Source organism: Rahnella sp. AN3-3W3, assembly GCF_003263545.1.
Taxonomy (GTDB): domain Bacteria; phylum Pseudomonadota; class Gammaproteobacteria; order Enterobacterales; family Enterobacteriaceae; genus Rahnella; species Rahnella variigena.
Genome location: NZ_JYDG01000049.1, coordinates 1 through 18,232, shown reverse-complemented (window position 1 = coordinate 18,232; position 18,232 = coordinate 1). Strand labels below are relative to the sequence as shown.

Sequence of the window (18,232 nt, the reverse complement as noted above, 5' to 3'; positions counted from 1 at the left end):
CCTCCGGTTCACCGGATCACGGTGATGTTCTGTCGGCGAATTTCATCTTGCGCAGCGGGCGTAATCAGCGTGTTACGGCCAATACGCAGCGCGCCGCTGGTGTGATGAAGACGGATATCATTCATTGTGATCAGTCGCTTTTGGCAGGCAGTGTCTTCAAGGCCTTTTATCGCAATGCCGTATTGCCTGAGCGTATCAATATAATCATTCAGCCGGGCCTGCAGCGGCGGCGCAAACGCACTGTCACTGAGATGCAGCAGTTCGGGATTGAGTGTGACAATCACCGGCGTGTTTAAGCTGAGCGCGTGAAAAACTTGCGTAGTCGCGAGGTTATCGCGTAACCCCAGCGCAATTTTGCTCAGGCTGTTGGTGGAAAGCGCCGGCAAATAAAGGCTGTCGTCAGTCAGCGTTGAAAACTCATAGGCACTGCTAACCGATTGAATTTCTGAGAGTAGCGCAGATTTCAGGCCGGATTGTCCGGCGCTGTATGAAAACATCACCCGGAGCACATAACCGGCAGATTCAAGCGCCCGCAGGCTTTTCAGAGTCTGTGGCAAGGTCGTCAGATCGCTGCCGGTGATCACCACGCGCACGGTTTTGCATCCTGCATTGCGTGCCGCACGTTCGCGCACCAGCAGCTCGGCAATCGACTTATCAATCAGCCGTGACAAACGCTGAAGCTCCGGCGTATTCATGGGTGCGTCACCTTGCCGGTCCGAAACAGCAGGTCGCCGTTGCGCAGCCCCAGGCCGTTGGCTTCTTCCACATCGATATGCAATTCCGGCACTGCATCCGCACTGACCCGCACCAGCACATGGCTCAGAATGCCCGCCCGCTGGCCCTGTGCCTGCAAATCGATTTCCATGCCATCGCGCAAACCGTGGCGTTCTGCTTCCTGCGGGGAGATATGAATGTGTCTCCAGGCCACAATGGTCCCGTGCGGTTTGCTGACTTGTCCTTTCGGCCCGACCAGCTCGACACCTGGCGAATTTTCCAGATCGCCTGACATTCTCACCGGCGCTTTCACGCCCAGCACAAAACTGTCGGCCACAGAAATTTCAATCTGCGTGACGCTGCGCAGCGGCCCGAGGACACGTACATTGGGGATATCACCTTTGGGCGTGCGTAAGGTAACGGTCTCTTCAGCGGCAAACTGGCCGGGCTGTTTAACCGCTTTCAGGCGAGTCAGTGTCGAGCCATATCCGAACAGCACATCCATATCTTCACGGCATAAATGCACGTGGCGGTTAGAAATACCCACCGGCACGGCAAACTTCGGTGCACGGTATTCGCCGGTTTCAGCGATGCAGGAAAGCAGCAGATCAATGCTCTGCGCACAAGGCGTATAGGGGTTGGAAGCCGTGCAACCATCGGCCAGCACGGCCTGTGTCAGCAAGGGGCGCATCGTTTCATATGCTGCCAGATCTGTGCCGAGTTCTTTTAAGCTGCAGGGAATACCAAACTGCCGGTTGAGCTGGCGGAGGCTCTGCACCAGTTGGGAGATCATGTCTTGTGGATCAGCAGTTGCGATGCCAAGAATGCGTGCGCACTGACAGTAACGGCGGGTCGTTTCGGGCGAGGCATGCGCGGCGTTAAATTCGGTGATTAATGGCAACAACATGGCATTAATTTTACCATGAGGAATATGCAACATCCCGCCGATGGCGTGTGCCATGCCATGCACCAGCCCAAGGCCGGCCGAGTTAAACGCCATGCCCGCCATACAGGAAGCGTTATGCATATGAGTCCGCGCCGCGACGTTTTTATCATCCTCATAAATCTGCGGCAAATGCTGCCACGTCAGGGCGATGGCTTTTTCGGCCAGCGCATCACTGAAATCATTAGCGCCGGTTGAAACCAGTGCTTCGATGGCATGAGTCAGCACGTCCATTCCGGTATCCACTGCGATATGTCGCGGTACACTCAGCACCAGTTGCGGATCAAGAATGGCGGTATCCGGCACCAGTGCCTGCGAAACCAGCGGGTATTTGCGGCCATTCTGCGGGTCAGAAATAATCGCATATGACGTCACTTCCGAACCGGAACCGCTGGTCGTTGGAATGGCAATCAGTTCGATGTTCTGTTGCTCAGAATCGCTCTGCTGATAGTGCTCTTCCAGCGTCACTTTGATGCCTTTGGCAGCATCCAGCGAAGACCCGCCGCCCAGTGCAATAATCACCTGTGGCCGGAAGGCTTTAAACTGCGCCGCACCTTCCTGCAAAATATCCGTGTCCGGATCCGGCCTGACCTTGCCATACACCGATACCGTGGCCTGCGGCATCTGTTCCGTCAGATACGCGACCTTGCCTGACGTCATCATAAATTCATCGGTGACAATCGCCACTTTCTTATTAATCAGGCTGTTTAATGCCGTGAGGGCGCCGTCGCCAAAGTACACGCGCGGGCTGGAGAAAAAATAACTCGCCATTATTTCAACACCTTTACTCAGGATGCCGGCTTACGGAAGGCGGCCGAAAAAAGATGCATTTAACCTAACATTCTGCTTCTGAAAGGCTGTTGCTCAGGGTTGTGCAGGTGGAGGACTTTTTTGCCCTGTTGTTTTTGCAACGGGCAAAAAAATGCAGGACGCAAGAAGATGACAGAGAAAAAAACACAAAACCTTTTGCATCAAATTGACACAGTTTGTTATGTTATCACATATCAAGAAAACGCTTGGATGGACGGGTTCAGGGATGACGCAAGACAATAAACAAAAAACTGAGCCGGTTCTGGTGGTTGAAGGACTGACAATGCGGCTCGCCGATGAAAACCGGATTTCCGGTTTGAGTTTCAGCATCAACGCAGGCGAGCGCGTTTGTCTGCTCGGCGCTTCCGGCTCAGGCAAATCTCTGACCGCCAGGGCGATTACTGGCACTGCGCCCGCAGGCGCGGGACTCAGCGGCAGTATCCGGGTGAATGGCGCAGAAGTTTGCGGCAAACCGCCGGTATCACGTTCCGCATACAGCCGTGTCGCCACCGTTTTTCAGGATTCCTCCACCGCACTGAACCCGCTGATGACACTCGGAAAACAGCTGCGCCTCGCCCTGCCCGCCGCAACCACTGATGACATACACGCCATGCTGGACGCCGTCGGGCTGGGCGATATTGCGCGACTCTCTTCACGTTATCCGGCTGAACTTTCAGGTGGTCAGCGCCAGCGTTTGTGCCTTGCGCTGGCGATGCAATCCCGCGCAGCGTTGCTGGTGGCGGACGAGCCGACTACCGCGCTGGATGTGTTAACTCAACATCAGGTTTTGCAGGCCATACGTACAGCCTGTTTTGCCCGTCCTTCGCGTGCGCTGTTGTTTATCACCCACGATATCGCCGTCGCCGCGCAATTATGCGAGCGCGCACTGGTGATGGAAAACGGTGTGCTGGTGGAATCTGCCGCGATGTCGCAGTTGCTCAGCCGCCCGCAACATCCGTATTCCAGACAACTGGTTCACGCCGCCAGACAGGCCGCCATACTGCATCAGAATGCTGCGTCACTTTGCGGGGTTGCAGTCTGATGGAAACTTCACTGCATCTGGTCACCGAACCCTTTTTGCATCTGCGTAACGTCAGCCGTCATCATGCGCTGCCGCGTGCCTTCTGGCGCAGACAACACACAACGCTGTTTGAGCATTTGTCGCTACGGATAAGCCGCCACGAAACTCTCGGACTGGTGGGTGCTTCCGGCTGCGGTAAGTCTTCACTGCTAAAAATTCTTCTGGCGCTCGAAGCACCCGACATCGGGAAGGTGTATTGCGCGGGTACAGAAATCCGCCCGGGCTCAGCACGTTCTTTGCGGGAATACCGGCGGTGCGTGCAGTATATTCCGCAGGATCCTGCAGGCTCATTGCCACCTGCGCAGACGATCGGTCAGATTATTGCCGAACCGCTGAAACGTCTGGGTTTTGAAGGCGATATTAGTTTGCGGGTCAGCGATGTGATGGCGCAGGTGAGTCTCAGCGACACTCTCACCTCCCGGACGGCAGGCGAGCTTTCCGGCGGACAGGCACAGCGTGTGGCGATTGCCCGTGCGCTGGCGATCCGCCCGCAATTTCTGGTGGCTGATGAGCCGGTCAGTGGGCTGGATCTGCCGCTGCGTGCGCAGGTCAAACAGCTGCTGCAACAGGTGACGCAGCAAAATGGCATGGGCCTGCTGATGGTGACACATGATATTTCGATGGTCGCCGGTTTGTGCGAGCGTCTGCTGGTGATGCACTGCGGTGAGATTGTAGAAGATCGCGCCACGCAGGACGTTTTGCGTTCTCCGGACCATACTCATACGCGGCAGTTACTCAACGCCATACCTCATTTACCTTTGATCGTTAACGGATAACCGGATGCTGACCCGTTTTATTGCGCGCCCTTCTGCGCCCAAACCGCCGCTGCTCCTCGCCAGCAGTCTGGTGTTTAATATTGGCTTTTATGCTGTCGTGCCATTTCTGGCGATTTTTCTTCGCGATGATTTACTGCTTTCCGGCTGGGCGATCGGGCTGGTGCTGGGTCTGCGGACGTTCTCACAACAAGGGATGTTTTTAGTCGGCGGCGCGTTATCAGATCGCTATGGCGCACGTCTCATTATTCTGCTCGGTTGCGTGGTGCGCATCGCCGGTTTCTTGCTGCTCGGACTTTCCGACACGCTGGCACCCGTGATCCTCGGTGCCTGCCTGACCGGTATCGGTGGCGCACTGTTTTCCCCTTCCATTGAAGCCCTGCTGGCGCAGGCCGGAACCCACAGCGAAAAAGCCGGAAAACGCAGCCGCGCCGAATGGTTTGCTCTGTCAGCAGTATGTGCCGAACTGGGTGCAGTGCTTGGGCCGCTGCTCGGCTCCCTGCTTTCCGGATACGGTTTTCAGCCGGTAGCGCTGGCCGGTTCCGGACTGTTTATGATTGCGCTGCTGGTGCTGTTTTTCACCCTGCCCGCCACGCCAAAACGCGCCACAGAACTGAAAATTGTGCCGTGGTGGGAGACGTTCCGTCAGCCGCGTTTTGTGGCTTTTATCATCGCCTACAGCGCGTACCTGTTCAGCTACAACCAGCTCTATCTGGCACTACCGGTTGAACTGCGCCGTTCTGGCGGCAGTGAGCAAGATCTCGGGCCATTGTTCGTCCTGGCTTCGGTTCTGGTGATCGGACTGCAAATGCCGCTGGCGCGTTTTGCCCGCGGGATGGGTGCCGCACGGATTTTACCTGCGGGCTTCGGATTGCTCTCTGCCGCGTTTGTCGCTGTCGCGCTGTTCGCCTGGACGATCCCGCCACAAGGCTGGCTGCGGCTGCTGCCATCTGTATTGCTGATCACCCTGCTGACTGTCGGCCAGATGCTGATTGTGCCGGTCGGGATGGATCTCATTCCACGCTTTGCCGGGCAACATAATCTCGGCGCACATTACGGTGCGCTCTCGTCGATGGGCGGCATCGCAGTGCTGGCGGGCAATTTCCTGCTCGGCGGCCTGCTTGATAACGCGCTAATTCCATCACCCGCTGCGGTCATTCCGTGGCTGGCACTGGCGGCGGTTCCCTTTTTAAGTGCGCTGGCGATGTGGCGAATCTGCCGCCGCCTGCCTCCTCCCGCAATCTGACAAGGAATTTTTGATGTCTCTGTTACGTGTAAGCCCGCTGGCCGGGCTGCTTTCTGCTGCGCTATTACTGACCGGTTGCTTCAATGAAGCCGATAAAACTCCCCAACAAAGTGTCGATCAGCGCCTGCGTCTGGCGATGTTACAACCGCCACGTTCCGGCCTGACGCCGCTCAGCGACGATGCGTTTAAACTCTCGCGCTGGAGCACGGCAGAAACGCTGGTGGTGCTGAATAAACTGGGCGAAGCGCAACCGGCGCTGGCGACAAACTGGCAGCAAACCGGCGATAACCGCTGGCGGTTTGAGTTACGCCCGGACGTAAAATTCCATGATGGCAGCGCGCTTGATGCCGCCACGGTGGTAAATGCGCTGACCGTCGCCGCACAAGCTGCGCCAAAACCACGCATTCTGGATGGCGTGCAACTGACCGCTGAAGCGGACGGTCAGCTGGCCGTTATCGTCACCACCGCGCAACCCGATCCGTTGCTGCCACAGCGGCTTTCCAGCCCGCAACTGGCCATCCTTTCACAAAAGGCCTACAGCGCGGAAGGTACGGTGAACCCGCGCCACACCGGTTCCGGCCCCTTTGAACTGGTGCAGATCAACGGCACCAGCAGCGCCAGACTCGAGCGTTTCGCCGGTTACTGGGGGGAACAGGCTAAAGCCAGCGGCATCGACGTCAGTTTTGTGCCGGACGGTACCGCGCGGGGAGCCGCGTTACGCACCGGTGCAGCGGATATTGTGGAAGCTATTCCGGTTTCACAGGCACCGTTGCTCGACCAGCGTTTAATCCACGAAGTGCCGATGCCTCGCACCAACACGCTGTATCTCAATACGAAATCCGGTGTGATGCAGGACGCGGCAATGCGGGCTGCCGTACGCGACGCGATCAACCGCCAGCAACTGGTGGATAACGTTTACGAAAAACGTGCCGATGTGGCCAAGGGATTGCTCGGCCCGGCGCTGCCGTGGGCAGCAGAATTGCGCCAGCCGGTAAGCCATCCGGTCACTGCCGCAAAACCTGCCGGTGAAACCATCACGTTAGCAACTTTCAGTGACCGCGCCGAACTGCCGGAAGTGGCGGTGTATCTGGCGCAGCAGCTGACGGCGGCCGGTTTTACCGTCAATCAGGTGGTTCGCGAGTATTCACAAATCGAATCTGATGCTCTGGCAGGTAAGTTCGATGCGTTTATTTTATCGCGGGCGACGGTGCTCGACTCCGGCGATCCGGTGGCCTACATGTACAGCGATTTCGCCTGCAAAGGTTCTTTTAACATCGCGCAACTGTGTCGCCCTGAAATCGACCAGGCATTGCAAAAAGCCGCTGCCATTCCGGCAGGCAATGCGCGCCGTGAGGCCATTATGCAGGCTGAAAACCTGATACTGGCTACCGATGCCGCCATTCCGATGCTGCATGAACGCGTGATTCAGGGCGAAGCAGCGGACATTCGTGACGCAGTGCGCGACCCGCGTGAACGCACGCTGATCAACGCAGCAACGCAGCGCATGGTTCAGGCCGACTGATGAGTGAATCCCTGTATTGCCGCACCTGCGCGGGGGTCAGCCGTCTGCGCATGAGTCAGACCGGCGGCGCACTGGTGCCGCTGATTTCACGCCTGCTGACGCTGACGGGGATCGTCGTGCTCACCGGTCTGCTGCCGTGGCTGTCGGGCAGTGATCCGGCGCTGTCGCTGCTGCGCGCACGGTCCGGTGAGCAGGAAGCCACTGCAGAAACGCTGGGCGCTATCCGCCAGTCGCTCGGGCTGGACAACGGCCCTTGGTTCGCGCTGACGCACTGGTTGAGCGGTTTGCTGAAAGGCGAGGCCGGTGTGTCCTGGGTTTCTGGATTGCCGGTTCTGCCCGGTATGTTGCAGGCAACCGGCGTTTCATTAACGCTGATGGCATCCTCGGCCAGCGTGGCCTTTACTCTCGCACTGCTGCTGTGCGCAGGCACGATGGTGCGCGGATTACAGGGCAGAACGCCCCGTCCGGCAGGGTTTACCGCAGCACTGTTCACCGCCCTGCCGGAGTTTTTACTGGCGTCTGTTTTGCTGATTGTGGGTGCGGTCTGGCTTTCCCTCTTTCCGCCTTATGGCTGGCAAGGCTGGCATTACGCAGTCCTGCCTTCGCTGGCACTGGGGATTCCTGCGGGCGGATATCTCGGGCGAATTTACTCCGATGCGCTCTGCGAAACCTTTAAAGAAAACTGGCTGACGACCTGGAGCGTGCTGGGTATTCAACGCCGTCATACCGCGCTGGCGGTTATCTGCCGGACGCTGCCCGGCGTAATGCCGCTGACCGGACTGGTGCTGGTTTCCCTGACCGGCGGCGCGGTGGCGGTTGAAAAGGTGTTCGCGATCCCGGGTCTGGGGCGCGCCACGCTGGGTGCCGCAGCAGCCGGAGATTTACCGGCCTTACAGACCGGCGTTTTGATCCTGCTGTTGCTGGCGTCTCTTTTTGGCATGTTAACCGGAGGGGTGCGGATCGTATTGTTGGGGCGCGCCGTAAGACTGAACGCGCTGCCGGTTCCGGTATCTTCCGATCCCACGGAAAAATCCCGACCGTGGATCCCACTGTTATGTTTGGGAATTCTGCTGGTCATGGTCTTCACCGGTTTGCCACGCGACCCGCTGGCATCGGAATATTTGCGGTTACAGCCGCCCTCTTTCGCCCTGCCTTTTGGCGCTGATGCCATGGGACGCGACCTTCTCGCCCGTGTGGCGCACGGTACGCTCAATACCTGTTTTCAGGCGCTGATTGTGTCGCTGATTTGTCTGGCTATCGGCCTCATTGCCGGAGCGTTTCCCCGCGCCATGACCGGGCCGGTTGAAGTTGCGAATGCGCTGCCGCCGGTGATCGCCGGATTAGTGGTTGCCGCCGTTAGCGGCCCGACGGCGGGAGGCGCCATTATTGCCGTGACTGCCGTCAGCTGGGCACCGCTGGCGGCTCACACAGCCGCGCGGGTGGCAGAAATCCGCGCGCGGGCTTATATGCAGATGCTGCCCCTTTCCGGCGTCGGGGCTATTCGTCGTCATGTGTTTTATGTGTTTCCCGCCCTTGCTGGTCCGCTTCTGCGCCACGCATTACTGCGTTTACCCGGCATCGCGCTGGCGCTGGCGTCTCTGGGTTTTCTCGGGCTTGGCGCACCGCCGCCGGTGCCTGAATGGGGACGCGTGCTGGCCGAAGGCATGCCTTATATCGAGCGTGCGGGCTGGACGGTTTTCGCCCCGGCAGGCGCGCTGGCGTTACTGTCGGTGATGGCCGTAACCCTGAGCAATGTACGCTGGAAAAATCCCGCCCGTGCTCGCTGAACCATTATCTGAATTTATAGTTTCGCGCTAATCTGTTGGACTGATTTATGACAAGAAGACAGAACAGGAAGACAGAAAATGGACTCGCGTAAACCGCTGGACGGATTTGCCAGCAGCGTGATGGTTGGGCTTTGTATTATCTGGGGTGTGCAGCAGGTGGCGATCAAAAGCGCCGCAGCGGATATCACGCCGTTGTTGCAGGTGGCGCTGCGCTCGGGCATGGCGGGGCTGGCGGTGATGGTCCTGATGCTCATCCGCCAGCGAAAAATTCCGTTCAGCGCACAGACGCTGCGCCCCGGATTGCTGGTCGGTTTGCTGTTTTCCGTCGAATTTATGTTTGTCGCCGAAGGGCTGCGGTTCACGACCGCCGCGCACATGGCGGTTTTCCTGTATACCGCACCGATATTTGCCGCGCTTGGCCTGCATTTTCTGGTGCCGGAAGAACGCCTGAGCCGCCTGCAATGGTCCGGCGTCGGCATCACCTTTCTCGGCGTAATTGTCGCTTTCCTGTTTGGCGGCAATAATTCTACTGCACCGCAGGCCAGCAATATGCTGCTCGGCGATTTCTTCGGCCTGCTGGCCGGTGCCTTTTGGGGTATGACCACCATCGTGGTGCGTCGCAGCGCGTTATCTTCCGGCAGCGCCACCATGACGCTGTTTTATCAGCTGGCTGGCGCGTTCGTTTTGCTCGGTGCCATGGCGTTACTGACCGGTCAGACACAGTTTCGCCTGACGCCGGTATCTGTCAGCAGCATGGTATTTCAGACCGTGATCGTGACGTTCGGCAGTTATCTGGCGTGGTTCAGCCTGATGCGCCGTTATCAGGCTTCGCGTCTGGGGATCCTCTCGTTTATGACGCCGGTTTTCGGCATTATTGCGGGCGTGGTTTTTCTGCATGAACCGCTGAAAATCAACTTTATCGCCGGTGCGCTGCTTATCATGCTGGGGATCCTGACCGTGAGCGCCGAAGGAATGTTGCGCCAGTGGATAGCAAAAAGGCGTCACGGGAAATTGCGTTAATGCCTGATTACAGTGAAAATTAATCCTGATCATTAAGCACGCGACACGAAGCAGCTAATCTGCTGCCTGTCCCCGCGATTACAAGAAAAATGGAGTTTATCATCGCCCGATCACAACACATTTCAGCGATCAAGATCGTCAAAACATCAGCGACCCTGATGGGGCTGGCGCTGTTACTGGCCAGTTGCTCTTCGAAGCCGCCGAAATCGCTGGTCACGCCGCTGCCACCGGTGTCCAAACAGCCACTGCCGGGTAAATCTGCGCCGTCGCATGAACCGGTGCGCGGTGTATGGCTGGCGACGGTTTCCCGTCTCGACTGGCCGCCGGTGTCTTCGGTGACGGCCAGCAGTCCGGCTGCACGCATCAGCCAGCAGAAAAAGGCTCTGACTGACAAACTCGACAAGCTGCAAAGTCTCGGAATAAACACCGTATTCTTCCAGGTGAAACCGGATGGCACGGCGCTGTGGGCCTCTAAAATCCTGCCGTGGTCGGATACGCTGACCGGCAAAATTGGTCAGGATCCGGGCTATGACCCGTTGCAGTTTATGCTCGATGAAGCGCATAAGCGCGGAATGAAGGTCCACGCATGGTTTAACCCTTACCGCGTGTCGGTCAACACCAAACCTTCTACCGTGGCTGAGCTGAACAACACGCTGCCACTGCATCCTGCCAGCGTATTTGTCCTGCACCGCGACTGGATCCGTACCGCCAGCGACCGCTTTGTGCTCGACCCTGGTATTCCCGAAGCGCGCGACTGGATAACCAGCATCGTGGCCGAAGTGGTGTCGCGTTATCCGGTGGATGGTGTGCAGTTTGATGACTATTTCTATACTGAAGCGCCGGGTTCGACGCTCGACGATAATCTGACGTTCCGGCGCTACGGACAGGGATTTGCCTCGAAAGCCGACTGGCGACGCCATAATACCCAGCTACTTATTGAGCAGGTTTCACGCACCATTAAACAGCTGAAACCCGGCGTGGAATTTGGCGTCAGTCCGGCTGGCGTATGGCGGAATGTGTCGCACGATCCGGCTGGTTCCCGCACCTCTGGCGCGGCGGCCTATGATGAGGCGTATGCCGATACGCGTCTCTGGGTGCAGCAGGGTTTGCTTGATTACATCGCCCCGCAACTTTACTGGCCTTTTGCCCGCAAAGCCGCGCGTTATGATGTGCTGGCGCAGTGGTGGGCTGATGTCGTAAAACCAACCCATACGCGCCTCTACATTGGTGTCGCGCTGTATAAAGTGGGTGAACCTTCGAAGAGTGAACCCGACTGGATGATTAGCGGCGGCGTGCCTGAGCTGAAAAAACAGCTCGATATGAATGAATCCAACCCGCAAATTCAGGGCACAATTCTGTTCAGGGAAAACTACCTCAACCAGCCGCAGACGCAGGAAGCGGTCAGCTATCTGAAACGCAGATGGGGCAGCGCGGGCTGAGGCAACAGGAACGCGACCGGTCAGGCGGTCGCGTTTTGAAAATCTTCTTTTTTAAGGCGCATGGGTGTAATCGGCATGCCGTAAAAATCTGTGGTCGGGCCGGTAATGATGCCCCCCAGATCACTGATGATTTTCACCGTGGAATCCCGCGCATCCAGCAAGACTTTATCGGTTTGCTCCAGCATCTCCTGCAATGAAACACGCGCCAGTTGTTTACCGATCCCCATTCCGCGATAGCACGGATTCACCGCAAACCGTCCCCAGTGCCACTGATTATTTTCATACCAGCAGGAAACGGTGCCCAGAACATATTCTCCCGAGCGGACTATCCAGCACTGACTTTTCAACTGCGGCGGTAATGAAATCAGTTCCGCCGGAATATTCTGCTCTTGCGCAAAGGTCTCAGTTAATAGTTTTGTCACTTCCGGCAGGTAATTACTGCGCATAATTTCAATTTGTATTCTTTGCGGATGACGTGCAGCGTTACGCCGGAAGGTGTTAATTCTCAGCGCACGTAACCCGTTTATTATTTCCTGCGCATCCTGTAACGCCATTGCATTATCGATAAATGATAATTCATTATCCGCCGCATCATCCGCCGTCGCTAAACTCCGCGCACCCGCCGCCGTCAGCTGAAAACTTTTCTGCCGTTTGTCTTTGACACCCGCCACCGGTTCAACATAATTTTTTCCGGCCAGCACGTTCAGCGTCCGGCTCAGGGACGCTTTATCCATACTCAGCTGCAGACATAATTCAGCAAAAGATGTCACGCCATTCTTTGACAGATAGGTCAGCAGATGGGCCTGCGTGAGGGATAAACCCGAACGAAAACAATTTTTATCCAGCAGCCCGAGCTCCCTGACAAGATAGCGGAGCTCGGTACGGATCGTGTGAATGGCCGACATGATTAACCCTGATTGTTGATAGTATCAATGAAATTAAAGTGCTTCCGGGATTTTGTCAATCTTTGCTAGCCCTACCCACTCATCTCCCGGTCTGGCTAAATCGCCAGTGGCAAGGACGGAATGTATTTGGGTCTAAAATGATTTAAAAAGAATAATCAGAACTAATAAGAGTAAAATTCTTAGAAAACACAAAACCATCGTTTCAATTACATTCAAACACACTTTTCACAGCCACTATTTCAAATGATTGTCCATATATCACTTTTACTTCAACGTTTTTTGAGTAGAATCCACGACTGAAATTTAACTTAAGTTACATGTTATTTCTATTCATAATATCAATGATTTTACACAATGGATTAGTTTCATAATCAGAGAAAGGGTTTAGGTGAGTCGACCCTGTTTCTGTGTTGTGGGAAAGGGACTTAAACGATGAGCATTCAAGATTACATTCTTGCAGGCAGTAAATTACCGATCCACAACCATTACCAATTAAGACTTAAACGGCTTGAATCTCAGCAGCCAGGCGTTGATATTTCGGTGCTCAAGTTCAGCGGCAGCGAGGCCATCAGCGATATTCTGTGCTATGAGATTGAGTTCACCAGCGCGGTGAAAGACATTCCCGCCCAGCACATCATCAACTATACCGCCCTGTTTCTGATGTACCCCGACGGCAAGCCGTGGGAATCGGTTAAGCCGCGCATCATCCCCGGTATCATCACGCAGTTCCGCCAGTGCAGCACTTCTGCCGATGAAACCCGTTACGTCGCCACGCTGGAACACCGCGTCACCCGATTAAATCAGGGCAGCAATAACGCGATTTACCAGAACGACAGCGTGATCAGCATGACCGAAAACACCTTCCTGCGTTACAACATGGACCGGCTGGATTTTCGGTTTGCGCTCAATGATCAGTATCCGCTGAAAAAATTCATGATGCAGTTCGGCGAAAGTGAGTACGCCCACATAGCGCGACGCTTGGCCGACAGCGGCATCTCGTACTTCTTCGAATATGACGAAGAGAACAACTGCGACGTCATGGTGCTGGCCGACCATTCTTACGCCTGGCCAGAGCCTGTTGCTATCCCTTTCCGAAATCCGGCGGGACTGTTTGACGGCGGCCTGGAATCGGTCTGGGAGATGTCGGTCAGCCGTAAATCTATCCCGAAATCTGTGACGGTTAACGACGATTACTACCATGCCGCGCAAAGTGCTATGACCGGCACGACCGCCACAAACCCGGATTACCCCGCGCTGGTCGCCGAAGATTACCGCTGGGGTGAGTACTATCCTGAACCGGGCAAGGAATACAGCAGCGAACCGGGCCAGGGCATGTGGTACGCCAGACGCCGTCAGGAACGTTACCTCAGTGAGCAAATCACCTTTGAGGGCAAATCTAACTGCATGACGCTGCGTCCGGGGATGGTCATCACCACACCCGGCAAAGACTGGCCGGAAGCGCCGGACGGTCTCCTGATTGTCTCCACGAACTCTAAAAACGTCGCCCGCGATACGGCGTACTTCGTCACCTTCACCGCGGTTCCGCGTAATACTCAGCATCCGTACCGCCCTGCGTTGTTGCCGTGGCCGACCGTCACCGGCACGCTCCCTGCCCGTATCTCCAGCGCGCATCCGGACGAACCTTACGCCCACATCAACGCCGACGGTTTGTACCGCGCCCAGTTTGGTTTCGACCGCACCGAATGGCAGAAAGGCTTCGAGAGCTGCTGGCTGCGTCTGGCGAAACCCTATTCCGGGGATACCTGCGGCTTCCACATGCCGCTGCTGGATTCCACCGGCGTGGCGATTGCCTTCGAAAATGGCGACGTTGACCGGCCTTATATCGCCTATGCGCTGCATGACTCAACGCACCCGGATCATGTGGCGTTACCGAACTACAAGCGGAACGTCATCCGCACTCCTTCTGGAAATAAGATTCGACTTGAGGACCAGCGGGGCAAAGAACATATAAAAATCAGCACGGTACATTCAGGTAAGAGCCAGCTCAGCCTGGGACACCTTGTGGACAGTGCCAGAAAGCAGCGCGGTGAAGGCGCAGAATTGCGAACTGATGCCTATGTTGCCGTTCGCGGCGGTAAAGGCGTGCTGCTTTCTACCGAGCCGAAGAACAGTGCTCAGGGACAGCAACTGGATATGGATGCCGCCATTGCCCAGCTTGAAAAAGCCCTGGCTCTGGCCAAAACTCTGAAGAGTACCGCCGATATCGCTCAGGCGTCTCCGGCAGAAACCACCGATCAGGAGCTGCTCAAGACTGACCTCACCAAACTCGCTCAGCCCGGTGTCGTCGTTTACGGCGATGCCGGTATTGCGCACACCACACCGAAAACTATCCAACAAACTGCAGGGAAGAATCTGGTGGCCACCGCTGGCCAGGATGCCAGTTTCAGCGTATTCCGTCGTTTCTCAGTTGCCGCTGGTGAACTGTTCTCCGTATTTGCGAACAAATTAGGCATCAAGCTCATCGCCGCTGCAGGAAAGGTGCAGCTACAGGCGCAAAAAGACCAGATGGAGCTGACCTCCTTCGAGGACATGCAGATCACCAGTACCAACGGCCGCATAGTGCTTAACGCCAAAAAAGAGCTGTTGCTGATGTGTGGCGGGGCTGGGATCCGCATTAAAGACGGGGTGATCGAAGAGCTTGCTCCTACCCGTATCACTCAAAAATCGCCGGTACTGGAGTATCAGGGTGGGGACAGCGTGAAGCAGGCGATGCCAACCTTTAATCAGGGGGACTTTGGTATGAAGTACAAACTACATATCAATGGTGACCCATCGCATGTTCTCAAGAACCAAAAGTTCCGGGTTCATCGCCAGGATGGCTCTGTCTCTGAGGGTATAACCGATACAAACGGTGAGTCCTCTCTGTTGCAGATGAGCGAACTGGAAAATGTCGCCATTGAGTTGATCAAGGGAGTGAAATAATGGCTGATTCATGCTCTAACATTCGTAATCCAAAGCTTCTTTCAGAAGGTGATATTTGTCGTCCAGTCACATCCGGAAAGGCACTGATACAGGAGTGCGGTGTACAGCCTCCGCTGCCCTGCATTGTTATTTTGGTACACGGGGTCAATGACGTAGGGGAAGCCTACGAAAATCAGGACGTCGGTATTTGTGCCGGACTTAACACGCGCCTTGGCCGTACTGATATGCATCATCATGAGTGGAAACAGCATGATTTTATGATTTCCGACGCAGACGGAAACATCACAACAGAAACCTGTGCAGTGCAGGATCAGACATGTGTTGGTGTCGTTAACCGTTCACCAGTGATCCCTTTTTACTGGGGATATAAGCCGGTCGATCATGATGCATTTGTGCAAGACCAGAAACGCTATAAATCCGAGCTGCTAAAAAAGGGTAATGACGCAGACTTACCCTACGATACCTATCGTGAAAACGACCAGAAAAAGTTGAAGGCGCATAACAATGCCAAAATCGACAATCTGAATAACTGGCTGGATCCTTTATCCGCTAAAGGTGGCGGTACGTTTGCGAACGCCACCACCAATATCCCAGATATGTTTGGTCCGGGAGCCGCAGGGCCGATACTGGCCATGATTGGGAAACTGATGTCGCGTACTGAAACGTTCAATTTGAACAATAAGGACTGGAGCCATCCAATCTATCAGAACCCGCACCGAATTTATCAGGCTTATGCAGCACGAAGATTGGCTGATCTGATTATTGATATACGGCAGAACCCAGATACGCAGTTAGATACAATAAATATAGTGGCTCATAGCCAAGGCACTCTTATCACCATGTTGGCCAATATGTGGGTTGAAGCTGAAGGATATCCTACCGCTGACTGTGTAATCCTTAATCACTCCCCTTATGCACTGGAAAATCGCTGGCTGGAAAACTTTATGCCGGGTAACCAGCAAACCAGTGATGCGCGACAAAAGACCTTTGCTCATTTCTGCAAATTGATGGCGAAGAATCCAAACGCACCGCAGGGCAACCTTTCACATGACAGTGCCTATATTCAAAAAATAATGGATACAGGCTGCCTGGCCAAAAAGGCAAAAGAAACTATCTGGGAAAGTGCCCTTTATAACCGTAATAACTTTGGTCGGGTTTATAACTATTTTTGCCCTAATGACCAGGTGGTATCCATGTCACCGATTCAGGGGTTTGGCTGGAGAGGTATTCCGGACAAAATTAAGGCACAGCTGGGCGATAATCTCTATCAACGTGTTTTCTGCAAAGATGTTTGGGTCGGTGACAAAACGGGTTTCCATTACACAATGCCACCACGTCAGGCTGATGATTCTAAAGATACTGGCTATTCCTATACCGACGTCACTATCAACGCGCCGGTACTACCTGAGCCGTTTCAGTTTGTACTAATGGCGCAGGGTAAAGATAACTATAAAGCCAAAATGGCCGGTAACGACCCTGAAATAGCCAAAGCAGCAATGAAAGCGGAGAAGTTTATCCCGGAAACGGTTGATGTACCCAATAGCCCGCTCTTTTATGGGATGAGGTCAAACGGGAGCGTTCTAAGTCCAGAGCAGCTGGAGGAGCTGAATGCCACGTATGCCCCTAAAAAGTTTGTTTCAGGAATAGTGTCTGGACACAGAGACTCATTTCAGCAGCTTATTCTCCAGCGGGAAATGACAAATGATGAGTTAACTGCTGCGGTGCAAATGGATGTTTCCTACAGCCAGCATTCATCGATTGTCGCCAGTGATAAAGCCCCGTCCCATGCAATGGTCTACGACTTAGCGATCGGACAATGTGAGGCATTTGAAAACCAGGAGTTTTGGGAGAGGTTGCTTTTACGTGCTGATTGGCGAAGAGCAGAAAATCCTATTTCTGATGAAAAAAATTATTACCAAAAAGGCCTTCTTCCTTATGAACATATTAAGCAATTCATGAATAAACCAGAGCGAGAAAAAGGTATGCCGCTTGGGGAAGAATTCGGAGTGACTAACGACTATGGTTCCCGCCAGATGGTCAAGCCTGGCAATCATCGTGATATGGAAAATGCAACGGTTCAGCTTCTGCAGTGGGATATGCCCAAACCTCAGGTCTGACAGGGAAGATATATGCAAACGTTTAAAATGGCAGGCATGCATATTCTGGTAATTAACATCGGAGCATGCCAGGCAGCACCTCAGTCCCCTCCAACGCAAGTTGTCTATCGGTTTGATGATCATCGTTATCTGGAACTGACAGGATTCAACTGTCAGGGGGGATTACGGTATATCGATACTCAACGAGGTATCCAACATCAGATTTATGATGTTTCAGATGGGTACCGGATTTTCACCAAGAAATTTGTTCATCCTTCTGAACGCTATATTGCAATTACCTCATATGAAGGAGGCGGGTTTGCCATTTCAAAAGACTATGGACGTACGTGGGATGGTGCAAGTTTTTCACCTGGAGGGGGGCATTACGATATAAAGGCGTCTAATCCTACTCGTGAAGAAATTGAGTCGTTCACAGTAGTCAACGATCAGGGCTTTATGCTGACTAAAGCTGGTGATATTTACATGAGTTCCAAACCCTTTGATGACCCACGTCTTGAGCCGGGAGGGAGTGGAATCGATTATGTGTACACCTCCAAAAGAGGAACGTCAGAGCATCACTTAAATCCAATTGATTCATCTGTTGGAAGCCAGTGGGGAAAACATTATCTCTCATGGAACTCGGTGCAAATGCCGACACCGTGGCAAACCTTTGCCTATCAGAGCAATTTCCAAGGCATCCCTAATAAAGTGCCCGAAGTCAAAAACTATAACGGCTGGGATCATATGCGCTGTGACCCGAATTTAGGATTGGCTTCAAAATGATGCGTATTCAAAGAATTGGCATAGGCCTTATGGCGGGCTTAATCAGTGCATGTCAGGCCACACCTCAGTCCCCTCTAACGCAAGTTGTCTATCGGTTTGATGATCATCGTTATCTGGAACTGACAGGATTCAGCTGTCAGGGGGGATTAAGGTATATCGATACTCAACGA

The 18,232-nt window shown here is 54.5% G+C and carries 13 protein-coding genes; 10 read left to right on the top strand and 3 right to left on the bottom strand.

Going from position 1 to position 18,232, the window contains the following annotated elements:
* Positions 1–8: 8 nt before the first annotated feature.
* Entirely contained in the window at positions 9–695 is a 687-nt protein-coding gene (locus tag UC15_RS14425; RefSeq protein WP_112289087.1) for a flavoprotein, read from the bottom strand.
* The gene (locus UC15_RS26210) at positions 692–2,428 is read right to left on the bottom strand and encodes an iron-containing alcohol dehydrogenase (protein ID WP_305000165.1); all 1,737 of its coding nucleotides are present in this window, start codon (positions 2,426–2,428) and stop codon (positions 692–694) included. Before UC15_RS26210 ends, UC15_RS14425 begins: the two co-directional genes overlap by 4 nt.
* A 265-nt stretch (positions 2,429–2,693) precedes the next feature.
* Between UC15_RS26210 and UC15_RS14415 the strand changes: the two genes are divergently transcribed.
* The 7 genes from UC15_RS14415 (at position 2,694) to UC15_RS14385 (ending at position 11,335) form a co-directional block, all read left to right on the top strand.
* Entirely contained in the window at positions 2,694–3,509 is an 816-nt protein-coding gene (locus tag UC15_RS14415; protein ID WP_112289086.1) for an ATP-binding cassette domain-containing protein, read from the top strand.
* Positions 3,509–4,324: an ABC transporter ATP-binding protein gene (locus UC15_RS14410; RefSeq protein ID WP_112289085.1), complete on the top strand. Its 816-nt coding sequence runs from the start codon at positions 3,509–3,511 to the stop codon at positions 4,322–4,324. Before UC15_RS14415 ends, UC15_RS14410 begins: the two co-directional genes overlap by 1 nt.
* Before the next feature lie 4 nt (positions 4,325–4,328).
* Complete coding sequence (locus UC15_RS14405) at positions 4,329–5,567, top strand: MFS transporter (protein WP_112289084.1); 1,239 nt, start codon at positions 4,329–4,331, stop codon at positions 5,565–5,567.
* 13 nt (positions 5,568–5,580) lie between these two features.
* Positions 5,581–7,089 carry an ABC transporter substrate-binding protein gene (locus UC15_RS14400; protein ID WP_112289083.1) on the top strand — a complete coding sequence of 503 codons (1,509 nt, stop codon included), beginning with the start codon at positions 5,581–5,583 and terminating at the stop codon, positions 7,087–7,089.
* Positions 7,089–8,876, top strand: coding sequence for an ABC transporter permease subunit (locus tag UC15_RS14395; RefSeq protein WP_112289082.1), 1,788 nt, complete (start codon positions 7,089–7,091; stop codon positions 8,874–8,876). The genes UC15_RS14400 and UC15_RS14395 overlap by 1 nt, the downstream gene beginning before the upstream one ends.
* A gap of 78 nt (positions 8,877–8,954) precedes the next feature.
* Positions 8,955–9,896, top strand: a complete 942-nt coding sequence (locus UC15_RS14390) for a DMT family transporter (RefSeq protein ID WP_112289081.1) — start codon at positions 8,955–8,957, stop codon at positions 9,894–9,896.
* Between the two features lie 89 nt (positions 9,897–9,985).
* A complete protein-coding gene (locus tag UC15_RS14385; protein ID WP_112289080.1) occupies positions 9,986–11,335 on the top strand; it encodes a glycoside hydrolase family 10 protein in 1,350 nt (449 codons plus the stop codon).
* A 20-nt stretch (positions 11,336–11,355) separates the two neighbouring features.
* On the opposite strand, the gene UC15_RS14380 is transcribed toward UC15_RS14385, so the two are convergent.
* Positions 11,356–12,240 carry a GNAT family N-acetyltransferase gene (locus tag UC15_RS14380; RefSeq protein WP_112289079.1) on the bottom strand — a complete coding sequence of 295 codons (885 nt, stop codon included), beginning with the start codon at positions 12,238–12,240 and terminating at the stop codon, positions 11,356–11,358.
* A gap of 432 nt (positions 12,241–12,672) precedes the next feature.
* On the opposite strand from UC15_RS14380, the gene UC15_RS14375 reads away from it, so the two are divergent.
* The 3 genes from UC15_RS14375 to UC15_RS14365 are packed head-to-tail and all read left to right on the top strand — an operon-like array spanning position 12,673 to position 18,062.
* Positions 12,673–15,183 carry a type VI secretion system Vgr family protein gene (locus UC15_RS14375; protein WP_112289078.1) on the top strand — a complete coding sequence of 837 codons (2,511 nt, stop codon included), beginning with the start codon at positions 12,673–12,675 and terminating at the stop codon, positions 15,181–15,183.
* Positions 15,183–17,300, top strand: coding sequence for a DUF3274 domain-containing protein (locus UC15_RS14370; RefSeq protein ID WP_112289077.1), 2,118 nt, complete (start codon positions 15,183–15,185; stop codon positions 17,298–17,300). The genes UC15_RS14375 and UC15_RS14370 overlap by 1 nt, the downstream gene beginning before the upstream one ends.
* A 12-nt stretch (positions 17,301–17,312) precedes the next feature.
* Positions 17,313–18,062: a hypothetical protein gene (locus tag UC15_RS14365; RefSeq protein ID WP_112289076.1), complete on the top strand. Its 750-nt coding sequence runs from the start codon at positions 17,313–17,315 to the stop codon at positions 18,060–18,062.
* The last annotated feature ends 170 nt before the right edge of the window (positions 18,063–18,232 follow it).

What these genes read in the sequence shown, in the direction of transcription:
- UC15_RS14425 (WP_112289087.1), bottom strand. Translation starts at nt 695, where the DNA reads ATGAATACGCCGGAGCTTCAGCGTTTGTCACGGCTGATTGATAAGTCG.
- UC15_RS26210 (WP_305000165.1), bottom strand. Translation starts at nt 2,428, where the DNA reads ATGGCGAGTTATTTTTTCTCCAGCCCGCGCGTGTACTTTGGCGACGGC.
- UC15_RS14415 (WP_112289086.1), top strand. Translation starts at nt 2,694, where the DNA reads ATGACGCAAGACAATAAACAAAAAACTGAGCCGGTTCTGGTGGTTGAA.
- UC15_RS14410 (WP_112289085.1), top strand. Translation starts at nt 3,509, where the DNA reads ATGGAAACTTCACTGCATCTGGTCACCGAACCCTTTTTGCATCTGCGT.
- UC15_RS14405 (WP_112289084.1), top strand. Translation starts at nt 4,329, where the DNA reads ATGCTGACCCGTTTTATTGCGCGCCCTTCTGCGCCCAAACCGCCGCTG.
- UC15_RS14400 (WP_112289083.1), top strand. Translation starts at nt 5,581, where the DNA reads ATGTCTCTGTTACGTGTAAGCCCGCTGGCCGGGCTGCTTTCTGCTGCG.
- UC15_RS14395 (WP_112289082.1), top strand. Translation starts at nt 7,089, where the DNA reads ATGAGTGAATCCCTGTATTGCCGCACCTGCGCGGGGGTCAGCCGTCTG.
- UC15_RS14390 (WP_112289081.1), top strand. Translation starts at nt 8,955, where the DNA reads ATGGACTCGCGTAAACCGCTGGACGGATTTGCCAGCAGCGTGATGGTT.
- UC15_RS14385 (WP_112289080.1), top strand. Translation starts at nt 9,986, where the DNA reads ATGGAGTTTATCATCGCCCGATCACAACACATTTCAGCGATCAAGATC.
- UC15_RS14380 (WP_112289079.1), bottom strand. Translation starts at nt 12,240, where the DNA reads ATGTCGGCCATTCACACGATCCGTACCGAGCTCCGCTATCTTGTCAGG.
- UC15_RS14375 (WP_112289078.1), top strand. Translation starts at nt 12,673, where the DNA reads ATGAGCATTCAAGATTACATTCTTGCAGGCAGTAAATTACCGATCCAC.
- UC15_RS14370 (WP_112289077.1), top strand. Translation starts at nt 15,183, where the DNA reads ATGGCTGATTCATGCTCTAACATTCGTAATCCAAAGCTTCTTTCAGAA.
- UC15_RS14365 (WP_112289076.1), top strand. Translation starts at nt 17,313, where the DNA reads ATGCAAACGTTTAAAATGGCAGGCATGCATATTCTGGTAATTAACATC.